12 protein-coding genes are annotated in these 14,877 nt (G+C 63.2%); 7 read left to right on the top strand and 5 right to left on the bottom strand.

What is annotated here, in order from left to right:
• Positions 1-42: 42 nt before the first annotated feature.
• From ACODSR_RS13450 to ACODSR_RS13425, 6 genes are all read left to right on the top strand, one after another.
• Positions 43-438, top strand: a complete 396-nt coding sequence (locus tag ACODSR_RS13450) for a DUF3768 domain-containing protein (RefSeq protein ID WP_489056268.1) — start codon at positions 43-45, stop codon at positions 436-438.
• 326 nt (positions 439-764) lie between these two features.
• A complete protein-coding gene (locus tag ACODSR_RS13445) occupies positions 765-944 on the top strand; it encodes a hypothetical protein (RefSeq protein ID WP_066532566.1) in 180 nt (59 codons plus the stop codon).
• Between the two features lie 13 nt (positions 945-957).
• Entirely contained in the window at positions 958-1,722 is a 765-nt protein-coding gene (locus tag ACODSR_RS13440; RefSeq protein ID WP_489056267.1) for a ParA family protein, read from the top strand.
• Positions 1,722-2,657: a ParB/RepB/Spo0J family partition protein gene (locus tag ACODSR_RS13435; RefSeq protein ID WP_066532561.1), complete on the top strand. Its 936-nt coding sequence runs from the start codon at positions 1,722-1,724 to the stop codon at positions 2,655-2,657. The genes ACODSR_RS13440 and ACODSR_RS13435 overlap by 1 nt, the downstream gene beginning before the upstream one ends.
• A gap of 486 nt (positions 2,658-3,143) precedes the next feature.
• Positions 3,144-3,491 (top strand): hypothetical protein, encoded by a 348-nt coding sequence (locus ACODSR_RS13430; protein WP_489077237.1) that lies wholly within the window; start codon positions 3,144-3,146, stop codon positions 3,489-3,491.
• Entirely contained in the window at positions 3,484-4,611 is a 1,128-nt protein-coding gene (locus ACODSR_RS13425) for a relaxase/mobilization nuclease domain-containing protein (protein ID WP_489056265.1), read from the top strand. Before ACODSR_RS13430 ends, ACODSR_RS13425 begins: the two co-directional genes overlap by 8 nt.
• Positions 4,612-4,684: 73 nt before the next feature.
• On the opposite strand, the gene ACODSR_RS13420 is transcribed toward ACODSR_RS13425, so the two are convergent.
• The 5 genes from ACODSR_RS13420 to ACODSR_RS13400 form a co-directional block, all read right to left on the bottom strand.
• Positions 4,685-6,148, bottom strand: coding sequence for an argonaute/piwi family protein (locus ACODSR_RS13420; RefSeq protein WP_489056264.1), 1,464 nt, complete (start codon positions 6,146-6,148; stop codon positions 4,685-4,687).
• On the bottom strand, positions 6,145-7,485 hold the full coding sequence (locus ACODSR_RS13415; RefSeq protein ID WP_489056263.1) for a DUF4365 domain-containing protein: 1,341 nt from the start codon (positions 7,483-7,485) through the stop codon (positions 6,145-6,147). Before ACODSR_RS13415 ends, ACODSR_RS13420 begins: the two co-directional genes overlap by 4 nt.
• Positions 7,486-7,607: 122 nt before the next feature.
• Complete coding sequence (locus ACODSR_RS13410; protein ID WP_489056262.1) at positions 7,608-11,012, bottom strand: UvrD-helicase domain-containing protein; 3,405 nt, start codon at positions 11,010-11,012, stop codon at positions 7,608-7,610.
• A complete protein-coding gene (locus ACODSR_RS13405) occupies positions 11,012-13,675 on the bottom strand; it encodes a PD-(D/E)XK nuclease family protein (RefSeq protein WP_489056261.1) in 2,664 nt (887 codons plus the stop codon). Before ACODSR_RS13405 ends, ACODSR_RS13410 begins: the two co-directional genes overlap by 1 nt.
• Positions 13,676-13,691: 16 nt before the next feature.
• Positions 13,692-13,835, bottom strand: coding sequence for a hypothetical protein (locus ACODSR_RS13400; protein WP_173655764.1), 144 nt, complete (start codon positions 13,833-13,835; stop codon positions 13,692-13,694).
• A gap of 125 nt (positions 13,836-13,960) precedes the next feature.
• Here ACODSR_RS13400 and ACODSR_RS13395 point away from each other — a divergent pair, with 125 nt between their 5' ends.
• On the top strand, positions 13,961-14,845 hold the full coding sequence (locus ACODSR_RS13395) for a WYL domain-containing protein (protein ID WP_489056260.1): 885 nt from the start codon (positions 13,961-13,963) through the stop codon (positions 14,843-14,845).
• The last annotated feature ends 32 nt before the right edge of the window (positions 14,846-14,877 follow it).

Genomic DNA, 14,877 nt, shown 5'->3' with positions numbered 1-14,877 from the left:
CCCGATCGGCGGGGTCTGACACAGCTTGGAAAGTCGAACGTCATGGCCGACCCCCAGAATGACAAAGTCCTATCCGCAGACCAGCGCATCGCGACCATCGCGCGGCTCAATGATGCTCTGCGCCGATCCATCCATAACCCGGGCGTCAACCAAGTGGTCATGACCGCCGGGGTCGCCGACTTGATCGGCGATACCAGCCTGTTTCGCGGGTTTCAGCGCCGCGCGGAACTGCTGCGCACGGTGCGCGACTATGATGCCTTTGGTCCCGACGTCGATCCGCATGGGGAGCGTGATTTCGGTCGCTTCGAGTTCGCGGGCGAGGCCCTGTACTGGAAGGTCGATTATTATGATCGCGCGCTGACATATGGATCCCCTGACCCGACAGATCCCGATGTCACCATCCGCGTGCTGACGCTGCTTCTCACCCACGAATATTGAGCCATCATGGCCCCGACTCTGTCGGGGCCACCTTTTTACGGAAAGGATTCGCCGGTGCCGCGAGCGCGGATCGCCTTGCGCCACCCGGTTGCGCCCGGGGTCGGCCTGTCCAGATTTCCCATCTCTGGCGAGTGAACCCGGCCACCCCCCTGACCGGGGGGATAGCCGAAAAGTCTGCTTGAGCAGACTGTCGGCGGTGCCGCCTGACGTCCATTGGACCTTGTTCCCCGGCACGAGAGGGGAGGCTGCGCGGCATGAGGGGCCGCGTCTTGCTGCGCGGTCAGGGGACCGATCGGTGTCCCTGGAACATGCCAAGGAGACCCGCAGTGGCCGACTATTTTTCCCGGCATCCCGACCATGCGTTCGTATTCGCGTTCGTCTGCTTCGCGATCACCGTTTACCTGTTTCGCTATGTCGGACCGGGTATCGGCGGGGGCGGCGACTGGTCGTCGCGCGACCATTATGAGCGCAACCTGCGCGATGGTCCCCACGACTATGAATCGTGAGGGTCCGGCGATCATGAAGACGATTGTCGTCAGCCTGCTGAAGGGCGGGGTCGGCAAGACCTTTCTCGCCACCCACCTCGCCTGGTATCTCTCTGAGCAAGGCGGCAACCGCGTCGCCTTTCTCGACCTTGATCCGCAGGGCAGTTCCACGCGGCGGCTCGCTAGCGAGCGGACCGGGTGGTTCTCGGCGGACCTGTTTGATCCCGAGGCGCGGCTCGACCTTACCGATGCGCCCGGGATCACGGTCTTCGCCGCCGATCCGCGGCTGCAGATGGTCAAGGCAGCCGGTGATGTGCGCGATTTCCTTGGCCGGTTTCCCGCGTTGGGTGCCCATTTTGACCATTGCGTCATCGACACCGGTCCCAAATGGGATGAGCTGACCTTGAGCGCGATGGCGGTGGCCGACGCAGTCATCGCGCCGGTCCAGGTCGCCGAGGATTCGATCGAGTGCGCCAAGATGCTGCTCACCGCGCTCAAAAAAGCGGAGGGTGCGCGCGGCGGGCGCAAGGTCGATTTTCTCGGGCTGTTGCCCTCGATGGTCAATCCTTTCGACCGACGCGAAATGGACAATGCGGTCAAACTCGCCCGCGCCGTTGGCGAGAAGCTGATGTTCCCCGCCTTCATCAAGGCGCGGCCGACCTACAAGCATTCGGCCGAACAGCATCATCCCGTCTGGCGCGAAACCGGTAGTGGCGCAAAAGCGGCGGCTGACGAAATTCGGCCGATCCTGGCCGAGATCGTTCGCCGGATGGACGACCGCCGCCAGAGTGCGGCGTGATGGGCAAGTTCGATCAGCGCGCCGAAGAGTTCGGACTGCTCGTCGGTCTCCATGATAGCGCGCGGCGCGTCGAGGATCTGCCGCTCGACTGGATCATGGCCGATCCGGAAAATCCGCGGCGCGTGTTCGACGAGACGGAGCTCAAGGATCTTGCTGCCTCGATCGCCGCGCGCGGCGTCCTGCAGCCTATCATCGTCGCCCCGAAAAATGGCGACGGCCTTCACGTCATCCGCGTCGGCGAGCGGCGCTTTCGGGCATCGCGCCTTGCCGGGCGCGAGACCATCCCGGCGATCGTGATGGCGGTGGTGAACCGCGCCGACACGCTCGCCGATCAGATTGTCGAGAATGACCAGCGCGCAGGCCTCACCCCCCATGATCTGGCGACCGGGATCGAACGCATGCTGGGTGCCGGCGTCACCCAGGCGGAGATCGCCCGCGCGCTCGGCCGATCGAAGCAGTTCGTATCGCTCTATGCCGCCTGTGCCGACATGGCGCCCTGGCTGCGGGCCGCGATCGATCAGATGCCGATCCGCTTGCTCTACGACCTCCACCGGGCTGCCCGTACTCATGGCGACGCAGTGCGCGCCTATGTTGAGCGGCTTGGGGATGAAAACGTGACCCTGGCCGAGGGCGGCCGGTTCATTGCGGGACTTAAGGCATCCGAGACTCTGCCGGATGCCCGTCTCCGCGATGTGCCCGCGCTCTCGGACGGGCAGGGCGCCGAGCGCGCCGCACCGAGCCGGCCGGTTCGTGCCGGTGCCGGTTTGCGGTCGATGTTCGAAACGGAGGTGCCGCCGCAGCCTCGGCCGCTCGATGCGGTTCGGGTGACGGTGGGTGGGCGGACAGGACGTTTGATCCTGCCCGAGCGCGTTCGGGTGGCGTTCGACGACGGCCAGGAGGTCGAAGCGCCTGTTGCCGAGATCGCCATGGAGTAAACCATCGGCGGGGCAGGTCGGGGCGCATCCAATCACCCCTCACTCCGCGTCGAAACGATCGAGCTTTTCAGACAATTTTGACAGCCGTGCCCCTTTCTTCAGGGGCGCGGCTGTCTTCATTTGGCGGGCGGAGGGAATTGGTTCGGTCGGAGATATTCTTTTTCCCATCGATGCCAGTCGGGTTGGATACGTCGCTTGAAGAGGGGTGAGTCTGTTTGAGCAGACTATAGGACGAGTGGTTTTAGGTGAGGGCCGGATAGGCTTGGCGCCGTCATTGTTAAACAATAGCAATGGGGTGTGGCGTTTTTTGGCCTCCGTCTGCCCGATGATCTCGCGGCGCGCTTCGATGCTAAGGCGACTGCCGCTGGCGGTCGCTCAGCGCTCCTGCGCAAGCTGATCGACGCTGCGCTTGAAGACGCAGGGGATGCGTCGAGCGCGACGGCACCGCCTCGGACTCGCACGACTGGCCGGCTGCAGCTTCGGCTCATGCGCGAGGATATCGTCCAGCTCGATGCGGCGGCCGATGCGCGCGGCCTCAAACGGACCGAGTGGCTGGTGATGCTGTTGCGCCGACGGTTGCATGCGACATCGCCGCTGCCGCGCGCGGACCGGGTGCTGATCGCGCAGTCCTGGCGCGAACTCAACCGGATCGGCATCAATCTCAACCAGGCGGTCCATGCGCTGCATGCCGCGACCATGGTGGATTCCCGTCTCGACCTGGCGCGCGAGGCCGCGCGGGTCGCGTCCTTCCGGGATGAGGTGGCCGATCAGCTGCGCGCGCTTGGCCGGGCGCTCAAGGGTGACATGGCCTATTGGGATACGGCCGATGAATGAGGAGGATGACGGCGTCCTGCCGCTCCCCAGTCTGATGGAAGCCTGGCGACCGCCAACCGGGGGCAAGCGCAGCCTGCGCGGGGGGACACTGCGGATCCGCTCGGGCGGCAAGGGCAGGGGCGGGAGCAATGCCGCGCCGGCCCTGTCGGCGGCCGAGGCGCGGGCCAAGCTCGAGCGAATTGTGCGCAAGGCCCCCGAGGTCATGGTCAAGATCTCGGGCAAACAGCGTGGCGCCAGGCATCTTGCCGAGCATTTCGGCTATATCTCGCGTCACGGGAAGCTCGAGGTTCGCAGCAGCGAAGGCGAAATCATCACCGATGAAAAGCGCCTGAAGGCGATTGCTGCCGACTGGGACATGCTCGATCAGGCGATGAACGCGCATGGCAAGGACCGACCGACGTCGGTGTCGATGGTCTTGTCGATGCCGGGCGGTACGACCGATGCCGCCACGATCCATGACGCCGTGCAGGCGTTCGCGCGTGTCGAATTCGAAGGGCAGTTCAGCTATATGGTGGCGCTCCACACCGATACCGCTCACCCCCATGTCCACTTGACCGTCGCAACCCAAGGTGCAGACGGGACGCGGTTCAATCCGCGCAAGGCCGACCTTCATCATTGGCGCGAGAGCTTCGCCCATGAATTGCGCCAGCGCGGCATCGCCGCCGAAGCGACGCCGCGCCGCGCGCGCGGCCATGTCCAGAAGCGGGTGCGTTCGCCGGCGCACCATCTGGAGGCCCGGACAGCCGGGCTGGGGAGGGACTTGGATCTCAACCGGCTGATCGAAGAGCGCGCGCAGGAGTTCGCACGTTCAAAGAACCCGGAGCGTAGGGTGGAAGATGTGCTGGCGCTGGGCCGACAGAAGCAGATCCGGGGGGCATACGCAGATGCCGCGGCCGCGCTGGCGGCGACCGGGAAAGACGAGGATCGCGCGCTGGCCGAAGAGATCGCAGGGTTCGTGGCCGATATGCCGGCGGCGGTGTCGCGGCGATTGGAGCGGGCGCGGGAGATCATGATCGCCGATCGGAAAGCAGCGTCACAGGATGAACGTGGCAAATCAGGCAGCGGTGGGCGAGAGGAACAAAGCATCGCACCCTCGAAGCCGCGCGATCGTGAGCGCTAGTCCGCAAAGTCAGGAGGAATAGCTTTTCTGCGGAACCTCAGTCCCGATTTCGTCTGGCGCGGCATGGGCGGGATCACATGTAAAAGCTGTACCGCGGCGCGATTTCCTGACCTTCAGGCACATATTTCAATACCTCTCCTACGTTCCGCGCGGCTGCAATCGTGATCGGCATTCCATTGTCGAATTGGGTGTTGTTCCAGTTCATCTTTGTAAGTGCGAGCGTCTCCTCGGCGATATGCTGAAGTGGCTGACCCAGCGCCTGACACCTCAGCATCAGGGGCCGTGGCACATACATACCCGGATATGTGCGGAAGAACTCCACGCTTCCACGAGTGTAGAGCAGAGCCTGGTCCTTATCGAAGCGGAGTAACGTGCCGCGCAAGGGCGGATAGACTCCCATTCGATAGAGCCGAGTCATCGACTTCTGGATCCAGACAAAGTCCGCATAATCGATGTCGCGTTCGTCGATCGCCTTGTGGAAACCGGCAAGTTCGTTTCGATCGAACCGCGACGTCTTGTGAAGCACGACCCGCGCCGGGTAATGTCCGTGCTGTTGCCTGAACACCTTGAGCGAGCTTTTCAGCAATTCGTAGGCATCCTCCGCCGTCAAGTGCGGCTTTCGATCCTCTTCGCTTTCAACCATCCTACCGCCGCGGAGGATTAGACCTTCGCCCCGCTCGTCGAACATCTGGGCGGTGCTCGTGTGGATGTGCTCGCCATCGACCGACCGGTAGAAGCTCAATCCCACGAATGAAGTCCGCAGCTGGCGGGCATCGCGCGCGAGCCTCCAGGGCAATCCTCCAGCTTTGTAGTAAATGGCGGTCAGTAGATTCCACGCGACCGTGGCAGGGTCTTGCGTGCGTCTGTCACTGTTCTCCTTCAGCTTACGCGGAATTTTGAAGCTGGGGTCATATGTGGTCGGCCAAAGAAGCTGGATCGGCAAATGGAGCCGCATGCAGGCGGCTTTGAGCATTCCGCGAAAATCAAGGTCGGGGCCAGCCTCTGCCTCTTCGCCGCCTTCCGCAGCCTCGTTTGCGCCGGCAGCATCGCGCGCGTTATAGGTCCGCTGAATGATTTCGATGGGCAGCGCTACAAGTACGACGTCGGGCTTCGTCGTCCGTTCGGCGAGAACGCCCACTTCCTCTGCGATGGCTTCCACGACCGCTCGCGTCATCTCGCGCTGGCCTGCGATCGCAACGATCTTGGCAATTTCTCGAGGCGGAATCACCCTTTGAAGCTCGTCGGACGTTACGAATTCACATCGGAAAGATTCGTCCGCGCCCGTTCCAGGGAACGGCGGGAAAAGGTTGGGCTGGCGACTTTCCTTCGCCGGGAAACCGACCCGGCAGGCTTCGAGCCACCGAGCGGTGCCTTCCACGGTCTCGCCGCTGCCGACGATGCCGACCCGAATGCGCTTTGGGGCGCCCTCCGTGCCTACATCGAAGGGACCATAGTCCATCAAGCCGAAGCGAATGTCGGGGTGCCGAAATGCGCCTCCGAACTCCAGCGGGGGCTCCTGAACATGGGACAGCCTCATTCCGTGCTGCCGTCTATTTGTGCATATTCGAACAGTGGGGAAGACGGATCGGCCTCCTGCGATTTCCAGAGATCGTCCGGGACGCCAACATCCATTTCGAGCAAATCCAGAGAAGCGAATGATAGGAACGGATACCGTGTGGTCAGCAGATCGTCGGCACCGTGGGTTAGGAAGAAGTCCCGCCACATCACAAACTGGCCCATGACCGCGGCGTTGTTTTCCATTTCCTTGATCTTTTTCAAATGCTCGCCAGCCCAGGCGTCAGGGTTTTTGCCATCGTGCGTGAAATGGTAGGTCGGCGTGAGCTCCACGAACCAGACACCGGCAAAGCGGACGAACCGGTGCTGAAAAGCGGAATGACGCCAGTATGATGCGCGACCTGGATCGGTCTTTCGCTTCCCGTAGCTCCCAACTACTCTGCGGGTCGTTGTGTTTTTCAGGCTCCGATACGCGTAGTTTAAGGTGCTGCGATCGCGCGGCTTCTGGAAATAGAAGACCCCTGACTTTCGATCATGCCAGAGGTCCGGTCTTACGAACTCACCGATCGCCCGATTGAGCAAGGCAACAAAGTCGCGCTGCCGGTCTTCATCGTCACTGTCCGCCCATTCGTCGGCGCCGAACTCCTCCATCGCTTCCGCTTCGCAGAGCTTATTCCAAGGCCACCGGTCGAGATCGTGAAATGACAGGACGGATTTACCGCGCACGATCCACTCGGAACCTGCTTGGCGATCAAGTGCTCTCAGTGCCGCCCCAAAGGCTTTGTCCGTGGAGAACGTGGTGGGCGCCCAATACAAAGTTTCCGCCGTCGTGACGCCAATCAGATTCGTGAGCAAATCTTCTTGCCGCCGGACGCTCGGGCCGGATGCGCCAGGTGACACAGAGGCTGCGACTGCTGTAATGGCTGCCTTTGAATCCCTTGTAAAAAGGTCCGCTACCTTGTCGAAAACGACCTTTCGCGTTTTCAATCGTTCAGCGTCGGAGAACCAGTCCTTGATGGACTTCCAGTAAGCTGTCCCTTCTTCGGGTCGAACAACGATCAGCAGGACCGGGGCCGTTCCGTGCATCCAATAGGTGATGTCCGCTTCCGAGCAGGGATATTCAAATGACTCCTCCGTCTCCCCCTGCAGCCGCTTGCGTTCGGTCGCCTTTCCCTGGATCTGTAGCAGCAGGTTACCGACCGCGCCTGTGGCGACGTCACGAAGTTCGATAAACCCGTCGATGCCGGCCTCGACACCACCGGTTTCGTAGAACATGTAGCCCATCGAGAGGACGACTTCCTCAATGCGCGCAATTCCGCGCATACCGATTATGTCACTACTGCCGATCTTCTTTGCCAAATTGCCCTCCAGTGAAGATCTCTATCGTCCGAGGCCCACTCCTCGCCAGAACTTATCGCGAACGTGCGCAGGTCAATCAGCCTAGCTATCGCCCCCAGAGTCAGCCCTGCGGCCGCTATTTATCAGGCTGCGCAAGAGACGACCGGCGCGGGTGATACTGCGATGATATCGCCCGTAGTCACCAGTACGACCAGCCCGCGAACGGCGCCCGTCATATCCAGATAGTTGCCTACCTGCGCGCGATAGTGATTGAGGGTTTCGGCTGTCGGCTGCACATCGCTTTTCCAGTCGATGACAACGGTTGGCCTACCCGCGCTGTCGAAGCTGGTGGCGTCAGCAATTCCCACCGTCGCCTGTTCAACGCCGTCGACGTCGAGCGCTGCATAGACCGCCAGTTCGGGCGCCAACGTCGGACGCAACTGCGCGATCTCGGGGAGCGCCAATGTGCGGACCACGCAACCGGCAAGTTCGTCTGGAGAAAGGCCCTGAGAAGGGTCTGCCATGACGGGCCTGCCGATCTCGCCGATGAGCGCTCGTGCACGCTCGCTGAGTGCTCCCGCATCGTCCGGCGTCTCACCGGTCAGCACTTCTTCCAGCAGCTTGTGCAGGATCAGGCCCCTTTCGCGGCCGCCCTGAACATTGGGGCGCACCGCCTCGTCATCGGGCTGACCGGCCTCCGACGCTGCCCAGATTTCTACTGCTTCCGGGGTCAAAACCGGTCCATCGGCGCTTTCGTCGCGGCTTGGCGCAAGCCAGATCAGGCGACGCTGGCGCGCTTCGATCGATGCCGCTTCAGCGGCAAAAACATCCCGGGTCTGGTCGTTGGCCTCGTCGCCTGCCGCAAGGTCGAGCTCGGGCGGCAAATGCGACAGGTCGAGCGCCGGCAGTTCGGCAAGCGAAAGATCCAGAAGCGAAATCCATGCCGATTTCGATTGCGCCGCATCGAGGCGTGGAAGCACTAGAAGCTCGCGGGCGCGCGTCGCTGCGACATACCACAATCGGATCCGCTCGCGGTCGAGTTCGGCCTTCTCGGCGTCTCGCGCAGCGTCATAGCCAACAGGCCTCACCCCAAACACCGGGCAATAGAAGGTGTCGCTGTCGCGGTCGGTCACGGCGCTTTCGGGTGCCATGATGCTGGTCATCGTGTTGATCGGGACGACGATCGGCCATTCAAGGCCCTTGGCCGCGTGCATCGTGTAGAGCGCCACGGCCTCTTCCTGAGCATCGGGCCGTCCCTCGACCGCCCGGGCCTCATCGGTCCATGCCACTGTCATCGTCTCGGCGAAAGCGCGCAGACCGCGAACAGCAAAGGACGTCGTCAGGCTGAGATAGAGATCGACGTTTGCAAGCGCGCGCTCAGCTTGGCCGCGATGGCGCTCCAGCAGGATGGGACGGACCCGCAGCGCGTCGATCGCTTGCGACAAAAGGTCGTGCGGCGTGGTGCTGTTGGTTTGACGATAGAGCGCCTGTAGCGTCTCGATGGTCGATCGGGCCAGCGGATGCGCGATATGCTCGAGCTCAACGCCGAGGTCGAGGCGGGGCAGCCGTTCGGGATCGTCTTCGGCACGAGGAAGTGCCCAGATGATGTCGAGCAGTTCTTCTTCGGTCAGACCGACGAGCGGGCCGCGCAGCAATGCCCCGAGGGCGAGCGTGTCACGGCGGTCGGCGAGAACACGCGTCAGCGCGATCAGATCCTGGATCTCCTGACGGCGGAACAGGCCTTTGCCTGCCTGCGTGGCGACCGGGATGCCGTGGCGTTCGAGCGCCTCCTCGTATCGCCAAAGATCACTGCCGGTGGGCGCAAGCAAAGCGATGTCGCCTGGCCGGCAAGGTCGACTGGCGCCGGAGCGACGATCGAGGATCATCTCACTGCCAATCAGCCGGGCGCACATTTGGGCGATCGCGTCGGCTTCACCGTCGCGCTGGTGCTCGGCTGAGGCCTTGCCATTCTCATCGGCAACGGCGACGGCGAGAGCCGCAACGCAAAGGGCCTCGCCGCGATCGGCGTGAAAGGGATCGAGCGCCGTGAAGCCGGGTTGGCCCTCGCTCGAAAGCAGCGCCTCGAAGCGTTCGTTCACATAGGTCAGGATCGGCGCGCAGGAACGGAAATTGGTAGAGATCGCCAGCACGCTGTCAGGGTCCTGCGCGAGATAGGCATCGCGCGCCCGGACATAGGCGCTGACATCGGCGCCGCGGAAGCGATAGATCGCCTGCTTGGGATCACCCACGAGGAAGAGCGCGCCGGGACGGATCGTGAAGGCGCTCCAGTCTGCGCTTGCGACCCCGGCCGGCGGCTCGCCGCAGAGGCGCCAGAAGATTTCCGTCTGGAGCGGGTCAGTATCCTGAAACTCGTCGACAAGGACGTGGGCGAACCGGGCGGCGAGGGACCGTCGGACATCGTCGTGATCGCGCAAAAGATCGCGCGCCGCGAAGATCAGATCGTCGAAATCGAGCTGGGCGGCCGAACGCTTATAGTCCCGGAAACGGGCCAGCACAGGCTGCACCTGAGCGATGAGGTCGCACAGGACGCGACTGGCGACGTTCTGGACCAGATCCTGCCAGGCTTGGCAGCACGCGGCGTAATGCGCATCCGCCGCGATGTTCAGCCGTTCGCCTTCGGTCTTGGCCAAGCCTTCGCGCTTGGCGGCTTCGACCCATTTGCCTTTCTTCTTGTAGGCAAGGAACGAGCCGGTTTTAGTGCAGAGGTCGGGATGCGGCGGCGAAACCAGCAATCGCACCAAGCCGACTGGCGTTTCGATGATCGGCCCGCTGTCGAGCCCTGCTGCCATTCCGGCGAAGCGCTCGGCGAGCATGGCGGTTTCTTCCTCCACCGCTGGCGCGGTGCGGATGAACTCCATCAGACCATCGGCGGCATGTTGGAACGCGCTCAGGTGCGGGGCCAGGTCGCTGACCGGCGGCGCGGAGACGGTCCTGCGTTTGCGCAGGTTGGCGACGATCTTGTGGATCAAGCCCACGGTTTCGCCGGGATTGTGCAGCACCATTTCCGCGATGATGCCGCCTTCACCGCCCGAGAGCTGTTCGCGCAGCCACGTCTCGACGATTTCAATGAAGGAGAGATCGGCCTGGTTGCGGTCCATCACGCTCGCACCGGGATCGATGTCCGCCTCGACCGGGTAGGGTTTGATCAGCCGCTGGCAGAAGCCATGGATTGTCGAGCAGGTGATCTCGTCGATGACCGATGCGGCGGCCGCAAGGTTCGCGCTGTGGTTGGCTGACAAGCCGTCGGGAAATGCGATGTGCAACTCGGTCGGAATTGTGCCGGCCGCGAGGTCGGCGACGAAGTCGCGAACGCGGATCAGCAGCTCGCTGGCTGCCAATTCCGTAAAGGTGACGGCTGCGATCGACTTGGGCGCGATGCCCTCGGCGAGCATGGCGGCGATGCGGCCGGCCATCACGGCTGTCTTGCCGGAGCCTGCGCCGGCTTCGACCAGGATCGAGCGATCATGGACGCCGATGGCGGTGCGGCGGGCGGCGTCATCGCGCAGTGTGTTGGTAGCAGCGGTCATCACTGTGCCTCCCAGACCAGCGCAGCATTGCCGAAAGCTTCGGTCGCGGCGGGCAGTTTTCGTTTGCAGTAGGTGGCGCCCGCATTGGCCGGCAGGGCGAACGCCAGATCGTCGTAGGCGCCGCCGGTGTCCGGACCGATGAGGGCCTGGCCAGATTGAAGGTTCGCCCTAGCGGCTTGCAAATAGCCGGTGATCTCGGTGAGCGTCGCTTCCGGGTCGCCGAGTTGGAAGTCGATCTGATCGCGCGGAAAGAGCAGCGATGCACTGATCGACACGTCGTCGCCAAGAAGGGCCTTGACGGCGAAGGCATAGAGGCAGCGTTGCAACTCGCGGCCACCATCTAGACTGATATCGTCCTTGGGCGGCCGTCCGGTCTTATAATCACGAACGAGCGCGCGCTTGCCGTCTCCGGCAATGTCCAGGCGATCAATATAGCCGGCGATGCGAAAGCCGGTTGCGGGGATTTCGACGGGTGTGTGCGAATCCCACGGGCTGGCGGTGTCCGCTTTGGGCGTCGCGCCGCCGAAGGCGACTTCGCCAAAAGAGCGGGCGTCGGGCAGATGCTCGTCGCCGTAAGTCAGGGCGCGCGTGGTAAGAATCCGGGCGTCGTCGAGCGTCCGTCGCCAGATGAGCGCCGGTGGGACCGCTCGTTCGCTTTCCCACACGACCGCGATCCTGGCCGCAGCATCCTGCACGGCGCCAGCGATCTGCGCTTCGTCAGCCGCGGCGAGGCCGCTGGCCTTTTCAAGCGTCGCAAGCGCCAGATCGAGTGTCGTGTGAACCAGGTCGCCCATGGCCAATGCATCAAGGACAAGCGGGTCCGCGCCGCTCTCTGGGGTGCGCAGGCGCATCCCGTAGCGCCATACAAAGCCGAGCGGGCTGCGGAGCAGCAGACGAAGCGAACTGGCCGATTGAGTCCGGCCGAGGATGGCCTGCAGGAGAGGATGGTCCGCGCGAACCAGTCCATCGTGCGGTGTGATCTCCTTGCGGTGCCAGTTGCGCCAGGCCGTGGTGGCGCTGATGGCCTGGCTGTCCCGCGCGAACTCATCGGGTCGTGCCATCAATCGATCGGTCTCGCTGAATGCGTGAGCCGGAACCGCATTGCGCCGGATGTAGATCTCCTCAGATGCCGGACCGAGCAGTGCGCTGCGCCCCAGCAAGCGGCCTTCGCTGTCGCGGCGAGCGCGCGACATGACGATCTGACCGTTCGTCGTGGCGAGGATGGTCTCAAAATCTCGCCGATCCGCCGCGCCGACCGGCAGCGGGTCCAGCTCAGCGGTTGGAATGATGTGATCGGAAATCAGACGATCTTCGGAAATGCCGCGCGGCCAGCGCGATGAATTCATGCCGATGAGCCGAACGAAACGGCGCGGCGAAGCCGCCAAGGCGCTTGCAGGCATCCAGGCCACGGAAACGCAGGCCTCAAGCCCGTCATCTTGTTTCAGGCTGTCCAAGGTCGCATCGAGCGACCCCGATGGTCCAGCCAGCAGAGCCTTGCGCCAGCTCGCCAGGGCGCGTCCGGACAGAAAGGCTGCGCCGATCTCGTCGGCTGCCGGATGTCCCTTCGCCAACAAATCAATGATGCCACGCAAGGTCGGCGTATGATCCGTCGCGTCGGGCCAGTCGTCGGCGGTCAGCCGGTCCAGCAAGCGTTGCCAAGATGCCGGTGAAGCCAGCGGCGCGTCGGTCGGCAGGACCCGCAGCCAGCCCTGCGGCAAGCCGGCAAACGGGCCGGTTTCCGAACCGCACAACGCTGCGAGCCGACGCATCCGGGTCTGTGAGAAGCCGCGAATGAGGAGATCCGCGAGCGCCGCAGCCGCCTGACCATCCCGGGTTGTCGTGACCTTGATGCCGTGGACGAAGTGAAGATTCAGGTTCGCATCGGCGCGCAGGGCGAGGAGGTGATCGTCGTAGTCACCGGTCGATGCGGCCGCGATCGCGATGTCGGCGGGCTCCGCTTCTCCTGAAGCCATCAGGCCCCGCGCCCATCGAATGGCCTCGATCGCCTCGTGATAGGCAGTCGCGGCGCTGACCGTGCTGATTGCCGGCGCGGTCGCGTGTGCCCGGTCGATCGTGACGTCGAAGGCTTCCAGCCACGGCGGGGTCGGACGGGGGCCGGCTGTCCAGCGCACCGGGGTATGCGAGGTGAGTTCCTGCAGGAGCGGACGCCAGCACGGCGAAAGCTCGGTGATGCCGACAATCTCGACCGGACCCAAAACCGCCGGAGCGTGAGCGATCCGCCCCAAGGCGCGATTCACGAGATCAGTGGGACGCATCATGCCGGGCGGCAACTGGGCGAGAACCGCAGCTTCGAGGCGCGCGATCGAGTCGAGCCGAGGATGATCCCCGGCGCGAGCGGCCAGATCGATACCGGCCCGCCACGCCTTGTGGAGCGTGTCGGCCGCCGCCTCGACCATGCCGGGAAGCAGCTTGATGCTTTCCAGCTCTCCGAGGTTCGTGTCCGGCAGCACGGCCTGGATCGCCGTTCGCAAACACTCGTCATCGATCGGACGGGCGAAGCCGCCGGCCAGACGGACCGCGAGTTGTTCAAATGACATGATCTGCACGCCGTGTCGGCGCTGCCGGGCCGCGTCGAGGCGCAACTCGCGCATAGCTAAACGGCCGTGGGCGACGATGGTCCGCCGGTTGGAAAGGGTGGTCATCGTCGTTCTCCCTGAGTTACTTCTTGTTGGGGCGCTGCGTCAGCGCCGAAGCCGCCGCCGATTTTGCCGCTGCGCTCGACTTGGGGTCGCGCAGCACCTGCGATGCCGCAGTCGCGGCTTTCTTGCTCGTTACTTCATTCTTCGAGGGGGTCTTGGCCATGTGGTCCTCCTGTTGCCCGGCACGGTTTCGCTTGACGCGACTCCGTGATGGGAATAGAAACTACACAAGTCGTGCAGATGTGTCCATATAGTTTTTATCTGCATCCGTTTTGGAGGAAGATTCGGATGGCGGAAAGCCTGACGACATTGAAGTGGGGCGTTGAGCGTCGGCTCGAGTTCATCGAGTTCCGCCTGTTCTGGGAAGGCGGGGTCAATCGCTCGGACATCATCGAGATGTTCGATGTCTCGGTGCCGCAAGCATCAAAGGATTTGACGCTCTACCAGGAGCGAGCGCCCAACAATGCCCTCTACGACAAGAGCGCCAAGCGGTACGTCGCGAGCGAGCATTTCGAACCCCATTTCCTCAAGCCCGATCCCGACGGCTATCTGTCGCGCCTGCGGTCGGTTGCTGAAGGACTGATCGATCTATCGGAATCCTGGATCACCCAGGTTCCTGACACTGATATCGCCTTGACACCCCGGAGGGATATCGACGCGTCAGTGTTGCGCACGGTCCTCAGCGCCGTGCGCGATCACCGGTCTGTGGACATTCACTATCAGTCGATGAGTAAAGATCGGCCCGATCCGATCTGGCGCCGGATCACGCCCCACGCCTTCGGCTATGACGGCTTCCGCTGGCACGTTCGCGGCTATTGTCACGTCACCGACAAGTTCAAGGATTTCCTGCTGCCGCGCGTTCTCGGGATCGGGAGCCTCGGCGAACCTGGGGCACCCGCAGAGCATGATGCGCTTTGGCAAGAGCGGTTCGGGGTCGAGATTGGCCCTCACCCTGATCTGACCACAAGTCAGAAGGCCGTCGTCGCTAAAGACTATGGCATGGAGAAAGGCTCTGCGGTCCTCACCGTGCGCTACGCCATGCTGTTCTATGTTCTGAAGCGGCTCGGGCTCTTGGGCGACGCCGCCAAGCTGCCGGCCCGGAGTCAGCACATTGTTGTCGTCAATCAGGCCGAGACCGAGGCGGCTTTGGAGAAGGCAGAGTTTGCAGCGTGATATCTCGCATGGAAAAAATGGCGCAGGCCGCA

This window comes from Sphingobium sp. FG125, assembly GCF_057809795.1.
Note: the sequence above shows the minus strand (reverse complement) of the source record. Positions and strands in the feature narration are given on the sequence as shown.

Coding starts and splice junctions, on each gene's coding strand:
- ACODSR_RS13450 (WP_489056268.1), top strand. CDS start 43: ATGGCCGACCCCCAGAATGACAAAGTCCTATCCGCAGACCAGCGCATC.
- ACODSR_RS13440 (WP_489056267.1), top strand. CDS start 958: ATGAAGACGATTGTCGTCAGCCTGCTGAAGGGCGGGGTCGGCAAGACC.
- ACODSR_RS13435 (WP_066532561.1), top strand. CDS start 1,722: ATGGGCAAGTTCGATCAGCGCGCCGAAGAGTTCGGACTGCTCGTCGGT.
- ACODSR_RS13430 (WP_489077237.1), top strand. CDS start 3,144: ATGCGCGAGGATATCGTCCAGCTCGATGCGGCGGCCGATGCGCGCGGC.
- ACODSR_RS13425 (WP_489056265.1), top strand. CDS start 3,484: ATGAATGAGGAGGATGACGGCGTCCTGCCGCTCCCCAGTCTGATGGAA.
- ACODSR_RS13420 (WP_489056264.1), bottom strand. CDS start 6,148: ATGAGGCTGTCCCATGTTCAGGAGCCCCCGCTGGAGTTCGGAGGCGCA.
- ACODSR_RS13410 (WP_489056262.1), bottom strand. CDS start 11,012: ATGACCGCTGCTACCAACACACTGCGCGATGACGCCGCCCGCCGCACC.
- ACODSR_RS13405 (WP_489056261.1), bottom strand. CDS start 13,675: ATGACCACCCTTTCCAACCGGCGGACCATCGTCGCCCACGGCCGTTTA.
- ACODSR_RS13400 (WP_173655764.1), bottom strand. CDS start 13,835: ATGGCCAAGACCCCCTCGAAGAATGAAGTAACGAGCAAGAAAGCCGCG.
- ACODSR_RS13395 (WP_489056260.1), top strand. CDS start 13,961: ATGGCGGAAAGCCTGACGACATTGAAGTGGGGCGTTGAGCGTCGGCTC.